This window comes from Fictibacillus iocasae, from assembly GCF_042665465.1.
GTDB lineage: Bacteria > Bacillota > Bacilli > Bacillales > Fictibacillaceae > Fictibacillus > Fictibacillus iocasae.
This window is the reverse complement of sequence record NZ_JBHTCP010000002.1, coordinates 123,990-141,960: the sequence shown is the minus strand read 5'-3', so window position 1 is coordinate 141,960 and position 17,971 is coordinate 123,990. Positions and strand designations below refer to the sequence as shown.

The following is a 17,971-nucleotide window of genomic DNA, read 5'->3' as shown; positions in this document are numbered from 1 at the left end:
TGCCAATGCTGGCTGCATACAAGAAAGTACCGGACCCCTTCAATTAGATTTCATTGTTCTCATGCCTCGACCCATTCGTTCCTAAGGGTGAGGATGTCTTTTAGTTCTTCTGTGGAAAGCTCTGTTATCCAGTTTTCACTTTGAATGACCTTTTCGCTGAGCTCTTTTTTGCTCTCGAGCATTTGGTCGATCTTTTCCTCGAGTGTGCCGAGTGTGATCATCTTGTGCACGGTCACAAACTTATTCTGACCGATTCGGTGTGCACGGTCCGTTGCCTGGTTCTCTACAGCAGGATTCCACCAGCGGTCATAATGGATAACATGATTGGCCTCGGTTAAATTGAGTCCCGTTCCTCCAGCTTTAAGGGAGAGGACGAAGATCGACTCTTCGTCACCCTCTTGAAATTTTTCAATCATTTCATCCCTTTTTTTCTTCGGTAAACTGCCGTGAAGAAATAGAACCGGTTTTCCATGCTTTTTCTCTAAATAATGCTTGATCGCCTCACCCATATAAATGAACTGCGTGAAGATGAGGCACTTTTCTTCTTTTTCTAAAATCTGCTCAACAAGCTCCGCCATTTTCGCAAATTTCACTGACCTTTCTTCCAGCTTTCCTGGTCTTATTTCTTTTCCGTACAATGCTGGATGGTCGCAGATTTGCTTCAGCTTGCCGATCATGGCAAGAAGCAGGCCTCGCCGTTTCATACCAACGGCTTTTTCAATTTGTTCAAACGTTTCCTGTACCGTTCTTTCATAAAGAGAAGCCTGTTCTGATGATAAAGGACAGTATTCATTGATTTCCTGTTTTTCAGGGAGATTAAGCTGAACAGCCGGATCCTTCTTCGTCCTCCTCAGCAAGAATGGCTGCACAAGACGGCGCAGTTGAATGAGCTTCTCCTGATCATTGCCCCGTTCTACCGGCTGTACAAACCTTCGCTGAAAAGAGATCTCGCTCCCCAAATAACCAGGGTTCAAAAAGTCAAAGATCGCCCACAGCTCAAGCAGCCTGTTTTCTACTGGTGTACCAGTTAACGCGATCTTATGCTGACCTCTAAGTCTTCTGATGCTTCTAGACTGTTTCGTATAGCTGTTCTTTATGTTCTGTGCTTCATCTAGAATGATTGCACTGAACTCGTATGGAAGTAGCTCAGGTTCATCAAGCTGGGCAGTGGTATAGGAGGTGATAATCACATCATATTTTCTTACCATTTCGGCAAACTCTGGCCCTTTTTTCCGAGTGCCGCTATAGTGAAGTGCCACCTTCAAATCAGGTGCAAAATGCTCCAGCTCCTTCTGCCAGTTTCCGATAACTGAAGTCGGACAAATGAGCAATGCGGCAGATGACAAGTGACCGTCGCTTTTCACTTTCAGCAAGTAATCGATCGTTTGAACGGTCTTGCCAAGTCCCATATCATCTGCTAAACATCCTCCCAGACCGAACCGGCGTAGAAAATACATCCATGAACTTCCCATCTTCTGATATTCCCTAAGCTCACCGTTCAACTTTTCCGCTGCAGCAAGGACAGGAATTTCGGAGGTTTCCGTCAGCTGGCCAATGACACCTGAAAGCGATTCGTCCCATTCAACCGCATAAGGAAGCTCACTCTCATCATCTTTATCCGCCCCTTGCGACAAAAGGTGCTGCTCAAGCGCTTCTTTAAGCTGAAGTCCGTTTTTGTCCACTTCTTTCATCAGCTGCCGGACACGCTTCATCCATTCCTGATCGACTTGATACCAGTCTCCTTGTATTCTCACTAGCGGAGACTGGCTGTTACTCATCAAGCTACGGAATTCCTCCTCTGACAAATCGGCTCCTCCAAGGGACATTCGCCAGTCAAACTGCATGAGAGCATTTATGCCAACAAAGGAAACAGGAGCGCCAGCCGCCTGAGAGGTTGCCTTTATTCTTGCCTTTACTTTTGGCTGATATTGTTTAACGGTGTGCCACCATGAAGGAAGGACAGAATCAATGCCCAAGTGCCTCAGCTGCTCGCTCCGGACCGAAAGAAAGTCATAGGCTTCCTTCTCCGACAGTTTATCTTTCAAACCGTCTCCTTTTTTCATCCAAGGAATCAATTCCTTAATGAGCTGAATCTCCTCTGTGATTTTCTCTCGGTGTTCGCGCCATTCCTCTGGCAGCAAAGTTGCGTTTCCACTGTAGGCGAGCCTCATCCCCTCGCCTTTTTCAAGTAAATAAAGGTTCAGGCTCCACTCTTTATCCTGTTCTTCTTCCGGTTCTTCTAAAACAAACTGTAATTGAAATGGAGCCGGATCTTCACTCCAGCCGATTTTCTGCAGCCATCGCTCTTCGGTCAATGTGCTGTATGCCCGTTCTAATCCCGCGCTGTTTCGCTCAAGAAAATAGCGGCTTGCAAAGTCCGGCTTCTCTTCGCTGTACTTCATCACTTCATTGAGTGCGGCATTGATCCAAGGAATCGTAATCGGTTCATCATCCAGCAGCCAGCCGTATTGCCCGGCTTTCCATGCTGAGAAATCAGGCCTAAGTGTGCCTTGCATGATGGCTCTTTGGGCATGGCGAACTTTACCTGCCATTTCTGAAGCATCCGGTCCAAGATTGTCATCTTGAAAGTAGTGAGCAGGATAAGAGAGAAATAGCTCCCACGCTTCATCAGGCATCAAATATATTCTCTGCGCGCTGTCGGTCTGCAGAAACGTGCCATAAAAGGAAGATTCATGCCATGCAAAAAACAGTGGCTTCCAGTCATTCACATGGATAACGGAGCCATTCCGCTCTGCCCACAGCACGATATGCGGAGGATTGTATTCGGTATGCAGAACTAGCTCGTTCACATCAATCATGGATAAACTTTCCTTTCTTCAGCTCTTCCATAAACGCACGAAGCCGGCTGTATTCAGATGACAATTGGCTGATATAGTCCGCAAACCGCTCTTCGCTGCCGAGTGCTTCATACAATTTCCTAAGTTCCTTCAAATACTTGATAGCAGATTGATACGATTTTCTTGTCCTGTCGTTCACGAGCTTGTGTATGGATTGATGATAGATGGGCAAAAGTGTTCTGGCATCCATCTCTTTAGCCTCTTTTAAATCTTTGCGCTGAATAATGTCTGGGGAGTAACCCATTACAATCTGCAGCTCCGCCCATCGCTCGACCTCGCCGAGCACCATGAGAAATTCGCTGTACTCATAAAAGGTAATCGGAAGGAATTCAGCCAGCATCGCCTCATACTCTTCTTCGTTTCCTGTGTTTTGGGCGTACTTCCAAAAGAAATGAAGATAGTTATGAAAGAACTCGCGTGATTCACTATTATAATAATAATCTTTAGTATGCGTATTGAGCACGGGCTTCAAATACATGAGCCAATGCAGCATCCGTTCCCATTCTTGCTGATCGAGCAATAAGGACAGCCAGGTAGATAAGTACTCTCCTTCTGTCGAATTACCTATTTTATCCAAATCACTGAATGCTTCCGCATCACGTTTGCGGAGGAACGCAAAATGAACAAGAGCAAGCTCCAGCATGACAGAGGGCTTTTGTTCCTTTTCTTCTTTCAACTGATTTTCATATTTTTCGATCCAATCGTCATGGCAATAAAGCGAGGACCATCCAATTTGGAACAAGTAAAAAAGAAGGCCGCTCCATCTCTGCGGCAGTTCAAAGATCTTTTGAAAATGACGAAGGCTTTCTTCAGCCAGGTCATGGTGCTGGTTATACAGTTCTTCTGCCTGGATCTTTTTTATCGTTGCATAGATGCTTTCGGCAAGACGGTCCACTGTCATTTCATAGGTTGCTTCTAAAAAGGCAGGTACTCCGTAGGACTTTTCAAACTGTATAAGCTTTAACAGTGTTTCAATCTGAACATGAAAGCGGTAAAGGTTACCGATGTTCTCGTCAAAAAACTGTCCTGCATTTAGGAGAGCCGGATAATATTCCTTGTAAATGTGAACAAAACTGTACGAATTTTTGTTTCCATCGGCTAGTTCCCGGAAGGAGATATTCTGCAGCTTACGTTTTTCAAACTGATCGAATTTACGGTCAAAGAATTCTTGCCATCCTGAGAGAGATGTGGTGTTCTGTACAAGGCGATCGAACGTTTCTTCATATTCTTGCATCTTCTTCACGGCCAGCCTCCTTCCCATTTTTTGCACTATTAACCATTATAACAAACAGAATGTATATCATTCACTAAAGAAGGCTTTTTGCACATAAAGAATTCAAAACGCCATAGTGCTGATGGTTTTCATTGCAAGCTCCTAGCCCTCATCACTTCACAATTTTCAGCTGCCACTAAGTACAACAGACACATCGCTAAACGAACATGCAGACCTTTCCACAACTAAAGAAAGCTTGGCTCACACCTAATTTAAAGTGTAAAAAAAAACGGCTTCTGCCGCTACTTTCTCATTTTCAAGTATGTGATTAGTCCGTAAAATGATATGCCAGCAGCAAGGATTCCGTTCGTAAATGATACCACGTGTACACCGAACTTCCAGAATGCGATAATCATGCTGACTGCGGCTAGTATCCAGAATATGGACCACGCCGGAATTTGCGGCGTGGAATGCAGCCTGAGTCCCAGCAGGAACAATACAGGCAGGATGAACGCATAGTCACCTTCTAAAAAATGGATGAAGATCGAGAATTCTTCCATCCTAAAACACACCTCCTCTATTAGCTACTATATGCGCGTTTAATAGAGAAGGTATAGGTAACTGCTAGAGTGAAAGGAATGATTTTTTAACGTTGCTCACTTTCCTTCATTTTCTCGATTTGATCGAGTATGATTTCCAGTTCCTTCTCCCCCACTTCACCAGGCAGGACCTCTTTTCTAAGCAGCCGTTCGACTGCCTCATACTCAGCGTAAAGAGCCTCTATCCCCGCTCTTTCCTCTTCTTTCTTTCTCCATTCTGGATGTTCGCTATATTTAACCGCCAGCTCCACTTTTGCGTCCTCGATCTTTTTTTCGTACAATGCGTTCATACTTGAGAAAACAACAGGTGAGATTACATATTCCTTCTCAATTTCCGCCAGCCTTTTTAACGCAGAACGGCTGCGGTGAATGCTGCTTAGAATAAGATCATATTCCATCCTTTCTTTTCCTTCACCTTTTAGCTGAAGCTTATGGATGACCCATGATATGGTGGTTCCTTGAACGAGCAGACTAAAGAATACTACACTGAACGACAAAACGATTATGATTTCGCGGCCTTTAAAATCAACAGGCAAACTGAGAGCCAATGCAAGAGAAAGGGAGCCCTTAAGCCCTCCCCAGTTCAACACATGCTTCCAGTTCATCGGAATCCCTTTTACAGGTATAAGGGTGCCATAAACAGCAGCCGCGCGGGCTGCAAGGACAATTGCAATACTGGCTGCGATAATCCCCCATTTATCCGCCATATCGATATAGGCAATCTCCAATCCCACTAAGAAGAAGACGACACTGTTACCGAGAAGAGCCATCGCATCCCAGAACGAGTGGATATTAATTTTCGTAGTCGGACTCATTCCAATTTTCGCACCATAATTTCCGAAAATGATTCCGGCCGTAACGACTGCGATAACACCTGATACGTGAAACGCTTCAGCTATTGAGAAACTTCCATAAAACAAGACGAGAGAAAACAAAATTTCAAGCGGATAATCATCAAACCATGAAGTCAATTTAGAAAACACATAGCCTAGTGCTCCTCCGACGAGCAGGCCGCCTGCTGCAACTTTTATAAACAATAATACAGAAGAAATGATTCCTGCTGGCCCTTGTTCCATGAACTGCAGCAAATAGAGAGAACTGATCATGAACAGCACAACGGCAATGCCATCGTTTAAGAGACTTTCGCCTTCTATAATTGTAGAAAGTTTCTTATTCACACCAAGGGTCTTGAAGATGCTTAGAACTGATACTGGATCTGTCGCACTCATTAGCGCAGCAAATACGAAGGCGGTCTGAACTTCAAGGCCTAATGTGAAATGTGTGCCTGCTGCTACAAGAAAGAACGTGACTAGTGTTCCAGCAAATGCAAGAACAAGTACGGGCTTTGCACTTTTCTTCAAATCGGAGAACGGTAGCTTTATGCTCGCATCACCTAATAAAATAGGAAGCAGGAGAGAAATGATGATAAATTGAAACATATAGCCTTCTGCGATTAGATTTTTCAGATCTTGTAGTCCTTTTATAGGGAGCAGTCCTATCAGCGCACCCGCAAGAACAAGAGCAATGGGATATGGTTTATGGATTTTTTTTGCAGCCGCTGTCACTCCAACCGCGATCGCTAACAATAACAGCGCAACATTTAATGTATGATGCATCTTACCACTCTCCTCTTATACTCTTATCTTTACCGAACTGGCCATTCATCAAACAGTTATCTATTATTTTTTAGCTAGCAGGGCAGTCCATACTAGATTCTATTTATTCAACAGCATTTGCACCTCACTGTATCTTTTCCTGTTTTTCTGTCAATTTCCCGGGGAATTTGCATGCTGTTTTTTCAGAAAAGTTCATCCTTTCCCATCAATAGGCATCATTTCCTATTTTTCGTTATGTATTTGTCATTTCGCTCTAACAGACCTGTCATATTATATCGATATAATTTCTCTCATAAGGCTTACATCGCCTATTATAGAACGAGGGGGAATTTATTTTGATAAAGAAAATCGCTGCAGCAGGTGTAATGGCTGGTGCTATGCTGTTCTCGCCTGTAGTTGGGCAAGCTGCCATGGGAGACGAGACTCTTCGACAAGGCATGTGGGATCAAGACATTCATGAGCTGCAAGCTAAGTTAAAGGCATTAGGATACTTTAATTATAAAGCAACAACAGGGTACTACGGATCGGTGACGAAAGATGCTGTTACAAAATTTCAGCGTGCAAAGGGCTTAAAAGTTGACGGAATTGCAGGGCCTCAAACATTCTCTGCGATAAACAACAGCAGCTTTCAAAAACGTTCGTTTTCTGTGGAAGCGACAGCATACACGGCAGAATGTGAAGGATGCAGCGGGACAACAGCAAATGGAACAAATTTGAAGGAAACGCCATATGCAAAAATGATTGCGGTTGATCCAAACGTCATTCCATTGAACAGTGTCGTGTACGTTGAGGGCTATGGCTATGCAGTAGCCGGTGATACAGGCGGCGGCATCGACGGCAATGAAATTGATATTTACAAGCAAGAACATGAGGATGCTGTTAACTGGGGACGCAGAACAGTGAAAATAACGGTGATTAACTAAAAGAGATGGCTGATGCAGCCATCTCTTTTTCCTTATTTCATAGAATTAAGTCCACACCAACGAGCTGCATTTCTCCTTGAAATGCTCGGTGTGAGTCTACCAGATTTCCATTTGCATCCATTGTAAACATCGTTACCGCCACATTGGCAGAGCCTGTCCCAATGGTTGTCACTCTCACTCCAAATGTATCTAGATTACATTCAATATCATCGAATGTCCTTACAGCACCTGTTTTGTTTACTCCGTTTAATGCAAACTGTGTGATATAAAAGTTTTGATGCTTCGTTTGATCTTTATTGTTCAGCGTGAATATTTCGACAAGGCAGTCAGTTGAATAGACGCCTTCATTTGAAACACGCAAAACAAGCTTCTGACTGGGTCTTATTCCACTTGATCCTGCCCTGTTTTCTAGCAGGCCTGTCGAGTACACTGGCAATATCGCCACCTCCTAACATAGGTATGCTCTATCATATTAAACGCTATAGCTAAGTGCTTGTACTTCTGTATCGAGTAGGAAATATTTTCAGTACGTGAAACAAATAGAATCGACATCACAAGCAGGAAATGACAATTTCATACAGAAAAAGAGTAGATAGACAGATAATAAGGGGGATCTCATGAATATTTCACAAAAGGTAACGGCGTTTAAACAAAATATCGGAACGGTTCTAATAGGAAAGGAACATCTTGCCGAACTGGCTATGATCGCCCTTGTAAGCAAGGGGCACCTTCTTTTAGAAGACGTGCCAGGCACAGGAAAAACGGTCCTCGCCAAAAGCCTTGCCAAATCCATCAGCGGTTCATTTCGGCGCATTCAGTTCACACCAGACATCCTGCCGGGTGACGTGACAGGCATTCAATTTTTTCATCCGAAGAAGCAGGACTTCGAGCTAAGACCAGGTCCTGTGATGACCAATATTCTTTTAGCTGATGAGATCAACCGCGCCACTCCAAGAACACAGTCCAGCCTTCTTGAGGTAATGGAAGAGCGGCAGGTGACCATTGATGGCGAGACGATTAAGCTCCCTTCTCCTTTTCTTGTCATCGCCACCCAAAACCCAATCGAATCACAAGGGACCTTTCCTCTACCTGAAGCACAGCTTGACCGGTTCTTTATGAAAGTGCCGGCTGGTTATCCTACTTTTAATGAAGAAAAAAGAATTCTGCAGATATATCGTGACGAAGAGCCGTTAAACTCACTTACTCCTGTTTTCACGCTAGAAGAACTTCTTCAGATGCAGGAAGAAGTTAAGAATGTTCGCATTTCCAGTGATGTGGAGGATTACCTTCTTTCCATCATCCATTTGACGCGCAGCCACGAATACATTGAAACAGGTGTAAGCCCCCGCGGGACGCTTGCCTTCATGCGTGCTGCTCAAGGATCGGCTTATGTGAATAACCGCCTGTTCGTCACACCTGACGATATTCAGCGCATTGCCGGATATGTCCTGTCACACCGAATTGTTTTATCAATGGAAGGTTCGATGCGCAAAACCAAATCACAGGTGATCAAAGATATCCTTGATACCATTGCCGTACCTGTTGAATCTGGGGCAGGCATGTAATGATTTGGCGCGAACAGCATTCCATTTCTAGGCTGCTTCAAACGATGCTTTTACTTGTCCCGTTAATCCTATTTATCAGTATATATAAAGGAATGACGGCTCTTTTCATATTAGGCGTACTCGTCCCCTTCCTTTATTGGGGAACTCTCGCCTTTTTTAAGTCAACCAAAAACGCATTGTATATCATGAATGAAAAGCGAACGTACAGACTTTTCCCTGGTGATACAGAAACCATCACCTTGGACATTGGATATTTTGGGAAATGGCCGTCACTTAATGGACATTTGTCTGTATCTTATCGCGATGTAATTAAAGATGTAAATAATGAGAATAATGCCCTCGGAGACAAAAAGCTGCAAACATTCGAGAGAACCATCTCCACTGGCAGCGGGCAGCAGCAGCGCTGTACATTTCATATTAAAGGTTCGAGACGCGGCGTCACACGGCTGAACAATATTAGCCTTCAGCTGAGAGACATGTTTTCGTTCGGCATTCAATATTTAGAATATGACAAACTTTATCAGACAGAAATCGTCGTATACCCTGAACCCTTGCCGGTTTTCGGTCTTGAAAAGCTTCACCAAGCAGGTTACGGAGACTATCACACGTCACACTCTCTATATGAAGATGTTACGTTTCCTTCTGGAGCAAGAGAATATAAAACAGGGGATTCTTTTGGCAGAATTCACTGGAAAGCCACGGCAAGGACCGGTGATCTTCAGACAAAGGTCTATGAGAAAACCACATTGTTCCGCTGGACGTTTTTGTTTACGCTTCCAGCAGGACAGCATGAGAAGAATTCAATGAAGGCTGAGGATTTGGAAAAACAAATCAGTTATCTGGCTTTCATGTGCCGGTTTGCCTCACATAAAAACATACCATTTGAACTATTCATCAACATTCGTGTACCAGGTCCGGGCCAAATCATCAGAATGGAACCGGGTGAAGGGAAAGAGCATCTTGTTCAGGTGCTCGAAACGCTCTCACGAATCGATATTTCGAGCATGGCCACATCACCTGAGAGCATGCTTGCCAAAGTGGATGGACACCTTCTTTCCTCTCAGCCGTTTGTCATCATCTCAGGAGCAGAGCTAAGCGGAACAGCCTGTTATGCCTACATGCAGCGATGGAAAAAACGAGGCGGAAACGTATATCAGGTTGCACAAACCGGTTCTGAGGCCTTTTTGCTTTCTTATTTTGCCGAAAGGAGAATTTCCTCATGAATGCTCGGTTTAGAACGGCTATTTATATGCTGAACTTATCCTATGAAGGCACGCTTTTCTTTATGGCAGCTGTTCTGCTTGGCGGGGAAAGTACTTGGGCATTTGCAGGAAGCTTCACCTTCTCTTTTCTTATGGCTGCGGCCCTTCCTCTTCTGCTCTTTCTTCGTTCAGATAAACCGGCGGGATGGATGCTTTACCTATTTATTCCGCTCTCTTTTCTGCTGTTTTATTTCGCAGCCGGGTTGCCGCCATTTACCGCTGCCATAATGAGCACTGCTTTATTGTGGCGTTCTTTTGTCAACTGGACTGAAGGCAAAAACAGTGATGCGGAGAAAATACTTTTCATAACACTATTCATCTTGCTTTTCATCGCCTTCTTTTTAGATGAAGAAAGAATCTCTTTGCTCCTTATCAGCGGATGTTTGCAGGCCTTTCTGCTCCTATTGCTGAAAATGGTTTATCGATGGGACAACATGACGAAAAGCATCGCGTTAAGAGAAGCTTCCTTTGCAGGTGTCTTCATGCTGGTTATGATTTCTGCAGGTTTACTTTTAACCGTTTTCAAAACAATTATTTCCACTGCTATGATATCTGTTTTTTATATGCTATATTTTTCGGTCATCCTGCCTCTTATCTCACTGCTCTCACATATTCCGCTATTCAGTGATTGGCTGAATACAGTAAAGGAAAAATCAAACGAGGTCTCGGATAGTCAAAAAGCTGAAGAGCCCCTACAGCAGATTGCATTAAATACTAATCAAACAGACCTTGCATGGGCTGGATGGTCGCTTGCTGCAGTACTTTTAGCTTTAGCACTATTCTTTCTGTATAAAAAGAAATTTAATTTCTCTCAAGCTGAATCTGGAGCAGTGATCGCTTCATCGTTTCACCCTTCTGCCTACAGCCGTAATAAGACCAAGAAACAGTGGTTTCAGTCTGATAATGTGATACGCAGACAAATGGCAGCTCTTGAAAAAGAGCTGCATAAAAAAGGGCTTGACAGGCTTACTGGAGAGTCAGCAAGCTCTTGGTTTCAAAGGCTGAATCTGCAAAGTGAATCTGCACGGCACGTGTTATCACTGTATGAAAAAGTCCGATATGGAGAGCTATCCGAAAATACCATAGAAAGAAAGCAATTTAAAGCGGCTATAAAACATATCCGCCAAGAAATAAAGGAGCAATAGATCATCAAACACACGCCGGGGTCCGGTACCTTTTTCTTTATCCAAAGGCTAGCGTCACTTGGATTGGATAGGTACCGGACCCCGCTCCTGTCTTCCTGACCTGTGCAGTATGTTTGTTTAAACAGAGATGTTATTATAAACTATCACTATCAATTAAGCAGGAATACATGGAGGTTATTGCGATGGATAAAAAGGTATACGTAATTCATGAAAACAATGAGTGGACCTCGCCTCTTTTTCAGCGTTTAGAAGAAATGGGTGTGCCTTATGAGGACTGGCATTTAAGCAGCGGCCAGATCAACCTTGCACAAGAGCCTCCAGAAGGCGTGTTTTATAACCGCATGAGTGCTTCTTCCCATACGCGCGGACACCGGTTCGCTCCTGAATATACAGCTGCTGTGCTCGCATGGCTCGAGAGCTGGGGACGCAAAGTGTTTAATAATTCGAGAGCGCTTCAGCTGGAATTGAGCAAGGTCGCTCAATATTCCGCACTAAAATCCTTTGATATTCCCGTACCGCGCACAGCAGCCGCTGTTGGCAAACAAGATATTATCCGTGCGGCCTCATCCTTTGAAGGAGCCTTTATCACGAAGCATAACCGTGCTGGAAAAGGACTTGGGGTACAGCTATTTCAATCAGAAAATGCATTGGCCTCTTATGTGAACGGTCCAAGCTTCGAGGATTCGGTTGATGGCATCACATTGATCCAAGAATACATCCGCTCCTCTGAACCGTACATTACCCGCTGTGAATTTGTTGGCGGGACGTTCATGTACGCCGTTAAAGTAGATACCTCGGATGGCTTCGAGCTGTGTCCCGCTGACGCTTGTCAGATCGGCGACACCATGTGCCCTGTGGGGGAAGAACCGGCACCAAAATTTCAGATTCTAACAGACTTTTCGCATCCTCTTATACCGAAGTATGAAAAATTCCTTCGAGCCAATGGAATTACGTTTTCAGGAATTGAGATGATAGAGGATGAATGGGGTAACGCCTTCACATATGATGTGAACACGAACACAAACTACAATCCTGATGCTGAGCGTAAGGCGGAAGTATACGGAATGCAGGAAATCGCCCGTTTTCTGGCAGCCCAGCTCGAAATGGCTTGATATTTTTTTAACAACTGTTTAATTTTTTTATCTCCCTCCATTGAACGATTATTGTTGGCGTTCACTTTATCAACGCTAAAACCTTATCCTGATTAAAAGTGTAAAAAAGCTGTCTATCACAGACAGCTTTTTTACACTTTTGGGTTTACGGTATTTGAAGAACTGCGGGCTCTTTCGCCAGACTTTCCCACAAGTAGTACGTCACATACGTGCGCCATGGAACCCAGTCCTTTGCGAGCTCGCGGACTTCCTCCTCTGAAGGCTGATGATCCATGTCCCATACCAACTTGACACCGTTCCGAAGGCCAATATCAGCAGCCGGTAGAACGTCTGGCCTCCCCATCCCGAAAATAAGCAGGCACTCGATCGTCCATCTGCCGATCCCTCTAATGGGAAGCAGAATCTGCATAATCTCTTCATCTGTTTTATGCCATAGTTCATCGAGTGCTAACGTGCCGCTCGCTGCCATCCTTGCAAGATCAATAATATATTCCGCTTTTCGCTGGCTGAATTGGAGCTCCCTTAATTGTGAATAATCAAGCATCGCCACTTTCTCAGCTTCAGGAAACAGCTGAAACGATTTTCCGTTATGTTCTATTTTAGTTCCGGCCAAATCTGTCAGCCGGTTGATCAATGTCCCTGCAAACGTTAAATTAACCTGCTGCCCGACAATAATTTTTGTGATGGCTTCAAAAAGATCAGTATCTGTTACAAGCTTGAGACCGTTAAATTGGCGGCATAAGGATGAAAGCTTGTTTTGCTTTGCGAAGCCTTGATAAAATTCCGTTAAATCCACCTTGAGCGAAAAAATACGTTCAACCGCATCCTTCATGTCTTCCTCGGCAAGGTCGCCTTCAATCATTTCAGCCGTACATAAGATCGACGGTTCATCGACACTTCCTTTGGAATTGACTCTTAAATAAAAGGCTGCGCCTTTAAACCTAACCACTCGTTCGTATTGAGTTAAGTCATCAGAAATAAGCACAAGCTGCGTTTTTTGCGCACCAATCAGCCTTTTCATCATTTTTTTAAAATCAAACGGAGGCTGAGGTGAAAACTCAAGAATCATGGCATTCCCCTTTCCGCACAAGCAATAACGATTCATCAACCATCCTTACTGCTGAGCCCTTTTATTGTCCTCTTTTTTTACATTTGGATTGTCTTCTAAGCGGTCAACTGTATGCTTGTACGAGTATCCTTTTGATATGGCCGCTGTAAAAATAACAAGAATAAACAGAATGATGACAAGTGATATCATCATCATCACAATCATGAATGTGCTCATAGCCGGAATCCCTTCATTTAGTGTTATACTTAGTTTAACATACAAATATTCACAGCTTTCTCACACTTCTCTTCAAAAGTTTTTTATTAGCGGTTTGAATTTATTATAAAAAGGGAAAAAGTACTTTGTTATTTCTAGTATTATTTTACCAAGGGGGCTTTTGCAGTGTTCACTGTAATAGAAGATGTCGTACTTATCAGCCAGTACTTGAAAGACAACGCTCATGATATTGCTCTTTATTTACAAGAGCAAGCAGAGAAAAATCAAAATGAGCCTGTCAGCCAAGAACAAAGAGAAATGGGAATTAATTATACGGTCGCATTCTTAAATCAAATTGCCGATCTAATGGTCGACGATGACACAGAAGCAGCAGCTGGAAAAATGAGAGCACACGGGGAACAGCTTGGAAACATCGCCGTTCAGATGGGCGCTGACTTAGATGACGCCTTAAGGGGAACACCCGATTTCCGAAATGGCATATGGACGTTTGTCGGCGAAAAGGCTAAGTCATTAAATATGCCAATCGACAGTCTGTTGCTTGTTTCTTCACGTATTGATCCCTTGCTCGATCAAGCTGTTCATGGTTTTAGCGCAGCATATGTGAAAAATCACAAGAATATGATGAGAAAATTCAACGATAGCTTGCAGGAACTTTCTGTGCCCGTCGTCCCTCTGTCTAAAGGTGTCGGCATTCTTCCTCTTATCGGGGAGATCGACACACACAGAGCAAATTACATCATGGAAGTAGCACTGAACAGGAGCAAAGAGCTGCAATTGACAGCATTGATCATCGATCTTTCTGGTGTTAATTATATTGATACTATGGTAGCGCATCACATTTTTAAGGTGATTGAAACGCTGCAGCTGCTTGGGATTGATGCGATATTAACAGGCATACGCCCTGAAATAGCCATGACTGCAACGACATTGAATTTGGATTTCAGAAGAATCACCGTTAAGTCTTCATTAAGCAAAGCGGTGCTTGATCTTGACTTGTTGAAAACATAATCGCTGCAGCTTATAAAAAAAACCGGCAGTCCTTTGACTGCCGGTTCCTTGAAAGCTCCTGTTTAACGGGGGCTTTTTTCTATTAATGGAAAGGATAATGTTTAACCCGCGATGATAAGTCGAAATCGCAAAAAGCTAACTTTTATTGAGTAGCTTCAACTAAAGCTGACGCGAAAGACTTAGCTTTAGCTTTCTTTATTTTTCTTGGAATGTTTCTTTCATGACCAGGCTTTCGATCGGGAATCTTCCTGAGGGTTTGGCTGGTGCGGACGGATAACCGAGTGTAATCATCATAACAGGAATATATCGCTCGGAAATGTTCAGCGCTTCAACAATGCCATCATGATCAAATCCTGTCATCGGACACGAATCAACACCAAGTGCTTTTGCGGCGAGCATGAGCTGCATGGCACCAAGAGAAGCGTTCTTAAGAGCCTCTCGTTCACCGAACTCACGCCCGCGTGCGTAAGCGCCATTTATGTTGGAAAGGAGCGTGTCACGTGCCTGTGCGGGTGCACCAGCAAACACTTCTGGTGCCACTTTATGCGCCTCTGTATCGCCAATCACAACAATAACAGCTGAAGCATCGAGCACTTGCTGCTGTTGATAAGCGATAGGGAAAATCTTTTCTTTTTGCTCCTCTGATGTGATCACGATAAAGCGCCAATGCTGCAAGTTCCAGGCTGATGGGGCCTTTCCTGCCAGCTCTAAAATTTCATGAAGTGCCTCTTCTGAAAGTTTCTTGTTCTTATCATAATGGCGGATAGAAGAACGCTCCGTCATCACTCTTATGGCTTCATTCATGCTGTATCTCCCCTTTTTATAAAGTAAAAGAAAGATGCCAAGTGTTCAGGCATCTTTTTATTATTTCTCCAAAGTGCTGTTCTTACTTAAGCGTTTTGGTTCACATTCGATAAATTCACTGCCAGTTGTGACGCCTTTTCCTTAGCAGCAGCAAGAATTTCATCTGCCTTGTCTGGTGCAGCTGCAGTACCTTCCACAAAGACATGATGATAATCTGTGATCCCGATAAACGCTAGTACGCCTTGAAGGTAGCCGTTCGTGAACTCAAAGCTTTGGGCTGGACCTTCTGAGTAGACGCCTCCACGTGACTGTACATGAATAGCTGTTTTACCTGTCATCAAGCCTTGTGGACCTGATTCTGTGTACTTGAACGTTCTGCCTGCCATGACGATATTGTCGATATATGCTTTAAGCATTGGAGGGTAGCTTAAGTTCCACATTGGCGTGGCGAATACATAAGTGTCTGCTGAGAGGAACTGTTCAAGAATCTCATTCATTCGTGTCACTTTCTCGCTTTGTGATGGTGAAAGTTCTTCACCTGCTGCAAGTTTTCCCCATGCGTCTAATACTTCACCATCAATAAAAGGAATGACTTCATCGTAAAGATTGATCGTTTCAATTTGGATTTCTGGATTTTTCTTTAGAAGCTCTTCTAAAAAGTGGTGTCCGAGCTGCAGGCCATACGAGTGCTCCATAGCTTTTGGATTTGAGTTAATGTAAAGAAGTTTTTTCATCTTAATCTCTCCCTTAGTAAAAAATGTAAACAACAAACTTTTTAGCACTTACTTTATTTTCGTTAGTGCTTTCGTATCTAGAATAGTACGGTCACTTACTTTTGTCAAGCAATTAACTTAAAAATATCAATAAAAGATTTGTTAGTGTTTGCCAACTAAAAAAGCCTGTGTCAGCGCACTTGCACTGCCAGGCTTATACGGTAGATAGATGTAAAAAAATCTTGATTTCAAGAGTTATCCCATTAAAAAGAGCTTGTCCCTTTGTAAAAGTTGTATTCGTCTAGACCACTAAAGCATTGAAGGCGGTCGCCTAGGACCAGGCCAAAATCAATGTAAGCATGGCTTTTGGCGGTGAGAATTTTCCGGTCTTCTATAAATGCTTTGTTGATCTGTCTCCCATTCATATAGTTAGCAGCTTTTAACGCTTCTTCATCGGAAAGGCTGGCTGTGTATTGGCGGTTAAGGAGTACACCTGCCCTCCCGAGAATAACCGTACCGTTACCAATAGCAGCAATTCGAATATTTTCCTTGTCAAACATCTGAATGACGTGCATCAATCTAGGGTGATTTTGGGCGTTTGCCTGTTTCCCCCCGGGGATGATTAACAGCTCGTAATCACGCGGATTAATATTTTTCAGCTTCATCAGCGGCTGAACCTGCAAGCCACATTCGCTTGTGACTGTTCCCGGTAACAGCGAGAAAGGCAATATTTCATACCTTTTGCTAAGGATGGAGAGTGCAGTCATGATCTCAACTTCCCTGAACAGTGGATAGAGGTAAACAAGTACCCTTTTTTTCATTCAGCTTTCACCCATTTCAATGTGACTATTTTCCTTGCCTCTGGTCAGAAATAAGGCATAATCACATTTTAGCAGTACAAAAGGAGGGTGTGTATTGGGAAAAATGATGGGAATACCCGCTATTCAATCGTTCTACCCATTCAGCATTTTCCCAATAGGACATAAGTTTGAACGATATCATATACGGGGATAAAACCTTTTTATCAGTTTTTCATCCCGGCGGACGCGATTCCCCTTACATAATACTTCTGGAAAAATAAGAAAATGATCAAGAGAGGAATCGTGGCCATAGTAAGTGCAGCCATAATGTGGCCATATTTGACTGGCGGCTGGTGAAAGAAAAATTGCATACCGACTTGCAGCGGTCTGACATTTTCATCAGTCGTGGCGATAAGAGGCCACATAAAATCTCCCCAGTGAGTGATGAAAGTGAGCAATGCAACCGTGATAAATACGGGCTTTGAAAGAGGGACAACGATCTGAAAGAAAATCCTCAATGTCGAGGCACCGTCCATACGGGCTGACTCTTCCAGTTCCTTTGGAAGGTTCAAGAAAAATTGCCGGAACATGAAAATATTAAACGCATTGGCGATAAACGGAACGATCAAAGCTTGATACGTGTTCAGCCAATCCAGCTCATCGACAATTAAGTAAAGAGGAAGCAAAATGCTCTCAAACGGAATAATGATGAGCGCAACAACTGCAGCAAATAAAAAATCTCTTCCTTTAAAAGACATGCGTGCAAAGGCATATGCTGCCAAAGAATTCACGAACAAGCCAAGAACGACAATCACACTCACGTATACCGTACTGGTGACGATATACCGGATAAACGGTATCCGATTAAACACGGCCGCATAGTTGTCGAGTGAAAAGGCAGTCGGCAAAAAGGCATGAAAAGATTTTAAGTCCATGAAAATGCGTGACTCTGTTTTAAATGAGGAGATCACCATCCAAACGAGCGGAAACAGAAACAATGCCGCAAGCAATGTTAGCAGAACATATAAGAGCACTGTTTTTAGCGGCGATTTCTTCAAAATAACCCCT

The 17,971-nt window shown here is 43.5% G+C and carries 17 protein-coding genes; 6 read left to right on the top strand and 11 right to left on the bottom strand.

All coding sequences use genetic code 11. The annotated features are described in order from the left end of the window. Nucleotides 1-59: 59 nt before the first annotated feature. The 4 genes from ACFQPF_RS00585 to ACFQPF_RS00570 all read right to left on the bottom strand — a co-directional run bounded on the left by ACFQPF_RS00585 (nucleotide 60) and on the right by ACFQPF_RS00570 (nucleotide 6,286). Entirely contained in the window at nucleotides 60-2,819 is a 2,760-nt protein-coding gene (locus ACFQPF_RS00585) for a DEAD/DEAH box helicase (RefSeq protein WP_379744941.1), read from the bottom strand. Next, complete coding sequence (locus ACFQPF_RS00580; RefSeq protein WP_379744938.1) at nucleotides 2,812-4,101, bottom strand: hypothetical protein; 1,290 nt, start codon at nucleotides 4,099-4,101, stop codon at nucleotides 2,812-2,814. Before ACFQPF_RS00580 ends, ACFQPF_RS00585 begins: the two co-directional genes overlap by 8 nt. Before the next feature lie 272 nt (nucleotides 4,102-4,373). After that, the gene (locus ACFQPF_RS00575) at nucleotides 4,374-4,631 is read right to left on the bottom strand and encodes a phage holin family protein (RefSeq protein WP_379744935.1); all 258 of its coding nucleotides are present in this window, start codon (nucleotides 4,629-4,631) and stop codon (nucleotides 4,374-4,376) included. Between the two features lie 86 nt (nucleotides 4,632-4,717). Next, entirely contained in the window at nucleotides 4,718-6,286 is a 1,569-nt protein-coding gene (locus ACFQPF_RS00570) for a cation:proton antiporter (RefSeq protein ID WP_379744932.1), read from the bottom strand. A 335-nt stretch (nucleotides 6,287-6,621) separates the two neighbouring features. Here ACFQPF_RS00570 and ACFQPF_RS00565 point away from each other — a divergent pair, with 335 nt between their 5' ends. Beyond that, a complete protein-coding gene (locus ACFQPF_RS00565; RefSeq protein ID WP_379744929.1) occupies nucleotides 6,622-7,209 on the top strand; it encodes a peptidoglycan-binding protein in 588 nt (195 codons plus the stop codon). Nucleotides 7,210-7,246: 37 nt separating this feature from the next. On the opposite strand, the gene ACFQPF_RS00560 is transcribed toward ACFQPF_RS00565, so the two are convergent. Beyond that, nucleotides 7,247-7,645 carry a hypothetical protein gene (locus tag ACFQPF_RS00560; protein ID WP_379744926.1) on the bottom strand — a complete coding sequence of 133 codons (399 nt, stop codon included), beginning with the start codon at nucleotides 7,643-7,645 and terminating at the stop codon, nucleotides 7,247-7,249. A gap of 181 nt (nucleotides 7,646-7,826) precedes the next feature. Between ACFQPF_RS00560 and ACFQPF_RS00555 the strand changes: the two genes are divergently transcribed. From ACFQPF_RS00555 to ACFQPF_RS00540, 4 genes are all read left to right on the top strand, one after another. Beyond that, entirely contained in the window at nucleotides 7,827-8,774 is a 948-nt protein-coding gene (locus ACFQPF_RS00555; RefSeq protein WP_379744923.1) for an AAA family ATPase, read from the top strand. After that, nucleotides 8,774-9,997 (top strand): DUF58 domain-containing protein, encoded by a 1,224-nt coding sequence (locus ACFQPF_RS00550; RefSeq protein ID WP_379744920.1) that lies wholly within the window; start codon nucleotides 8,774-8,776, stop codon nucleotides 9,995-9,997. Before ACFQPF_RS00555 ends, ACFQPF_RS00550 begins: the two co-directional genes overlap by 1 nt. Continuing rightward, nucleotides 9,994-11,181, top strand: a complete 1,188-nt coding sequence (locus ACFQPF_RS00545; protein ID WP_379744917.1) for a DUF4129 domain-containing protein — start codon at nucleotides 9,994-9,996, stop codon at nucleotides 11,179-11,181. The genes ACFQPF_RS00550 and ACFQPF_RS00545 overlap by 4 nt, the downstream gene beginning before the upstream one ends. Before the next feature lie 182 nt (nucleotides 11,182-11,363). Then, nucleotides 11,364-12,293: an ATP-grasp domain-containing protein gene (locus tag ACFQPF_RS00540; protein WP_379744914.1), complete on the top strand. Its 930-nt coding sequence runs from the start codon at nucleotides 11,364-11,366 to the stop codon at nucleotides 12,291-12,293. Between the two features lie 145 nt (nucleotides 12,294-12,438). Here ACFQPF_RS00540 and ACFQPF_RS00535 read toward each other — a convergent pair whose 3' ends face one another. Both ACFQPF_RS00535 and ytzI read right to left on the bottom strand, forming a co-directional pair. Then, nucleotides 12,439-13,362 (bottom strand): DNA-3-methyladenine glycosylase family protein, encoded by a 924-nt coding sequence (locus tag ACFQPF_RS00535; RefSeq protein ID WP_379744911.1) that lies wholly within the window; start codon nucleotides 13,360-13,362, stop codon nucleotides 12,439-12,441. A gap of 45 nt (nucleotides 13,363-13,407) precedes the next feature. Further along, nucleotides 13,408-13,578, bottom strand: coding sequence for a YtzI protein (gene ytzI, locus ACFQPF_RS00530; RefSeq protein WP_379744908.1), 171 nt, complete (start codon nucleotides 13,576-13,578; stop codon nucleotides 13,408-13,410). A gap of 165 nt (nucleotides 13,579-13,743) precedes the next feature. On the opposite strand from ytzI, the gene ACFQPF_RS00525 reads away from it, so the two are divergent. After that, nucleotides 13,744-14,586 carry an STAS domain-containing protein gene (locus tag ACFQPF_RS00525; protein ID WP_379744905.1) on the top strand — a complete coding sequence of 281 codons (843 nt, stop codon included), beginning with the start codon at nucleotides 13,744-13,746 and terminating at the stop codon, nucleotides 14,584-14,586. A 195-nt stretch (nucleotides 14,587-14,781) separates the two neighbouring features. Here ACFQPF_RS00525 and ACFQPF_RS00520 read toward each other — a convergent pair whose 3' ends face one another. From ACFQPF_RS00520 to ACFQPF_RS00505, 4 genes are all read right to left on the bottom strand, one after another. Next, nucleotides 14,782-15,390, bottom strand: coding sequence for a nitroreductase family protein (locus ACFQPF_RS00520; RefSeq protein WP_379744902.1), 609 nt, complete (start codon nucleotides 15,388-15,390; stop codon nucleotides 14,782-14,784). 86 nt (nucleotides 15,391-15,476) lie between these two features. Continuing rightward, the gene (locus tag ACFQPF_RS00515; RefSeq protein ID WP_379744898.1) at nucleotides 15,477-16,124 is read right to left on the bottom strand and encodes an FMN-dependent NADH-azoreductase; all 648 of its coding nucleotides are present in this window, start codon (nucleotides 16,122-16,124) and stop codon (nucleotides 15,477-15,479) included. A 242-nt stretch (nucleotides 16,125-16,366) separates the two neighbouring features. Further along, complete coding sequence (locus ACFQPF_RS00510; RefSeq protein ID WP_379744894.1) at nucleotides 16,367-16,924, bottom strand: DJ-1/PfpI family protein; 558 nt, start codon at nucleotides 16,922-16,924, stop codon at nucleotides 16,367-16,369. A gap of 203 nt (nucleotides 16,925-17,127) precedes the next feature. Next, a complete protein-coding gene (locus ACFQPF_RS00505) occupies nucleotides 17,128-17,961 on the bottom strand; it encodes a carbohydrate ABC transporter permease (protein ID WP_379744891.1) in 834 nt (277 codons plus the stop codon). Nucleotides 17,962-17,971: the final 10 nt, after the last annotated feature.

Excerpts from the sequence above, each read along its gene's own strand:
- ACFQPF_RS00585 (WP_379744941.1), bottom strand. The coding sequence starts at position 2,819 with ATGATTGATGTGAACGAGCTAGTTCTGCATACCGAATACAATCCTCCG.
- ACFQPF_RS00575 (WP_379744935.1), bottom strand. The coding sequence starts at position 4,631 with ATGGAAGAATTCTCGATCTTCATCCATTTTTTAGAAGGTGACTATGCG.
- ACFQPF_RS00570 (WP_379744932.1), bottom strand. The coding sequence starts at position 6,286 with ATGCATCATACATTAAATGTTGCGCTGTTATTGTTAGCGATCGCGGTT.
- ACFQPF_RS00555 (WP_379744923.1), top strand. The coding sequence starts at position 7,827 with ATGAATATTTCACAAAAGGTAACGGCGTTTAAACAAAATATCGGAACG.
- ACFQPF_RS00550 (WP_379744920.1), top strand. The coding sequence starts at position 8,774 with ATGATTTGGCGCGAACAGCATTCCATTTCTAGGCTGCTTCAAACGATG.
- ACFQPF_RS00545 (WP_379744917.1), top strand. The coding sequence starts at position 9,994 with ATGAATGCTCGGTTTAGAACGGCTATTTATATGCTGAACTTATCCTAT.
- ACFQPF_RS00540 (WP_379744914.1), top strand. The coding sequence starts at position 11,364 with ATGGATAAAAAGGTATACGTAATTCATGAAAACAATGAGTGGACCTCG.
- ACFQPF_RS00535 (WP_379744911.1), bottom strand. The coding sequence starts at position 13,362 with ATGATTCTTGAGTTTTCACCTCAGCCTCCGTTTGATTTTAAAAAAATG.
- ytzI (WP_379744908.1), bottom strand. The coding sequence starts at position 13,578 with ATGAGCACATTCATGATTGTGATGATGATGATATCACTTGTCATCATT.
- ACFQPF_RS00520 (WP_379744902.1), bottom strand. The coding sequence starts at position 15,390 with ATGAATGAAGCCATAAGAGTGATGACGGAGCGTTCTTCTATCCGCCAT.
- ACFQPF_RS00515 (WP_379744898.1), bottom strand. The coding sequence starts at position 16,124 with ATGAAAAAACTTCTTTACATTAACTCAAATCCAAAAGCTATGGAGCAC.
- ACFQPF_RS00510 (WP_379744894.1), bottom strand. The coding sequence starts at position 16,924 with ATGAAAAAAAGGGTACTTGTTTACCTCTATCCACTGTTCAGGGAAGTT.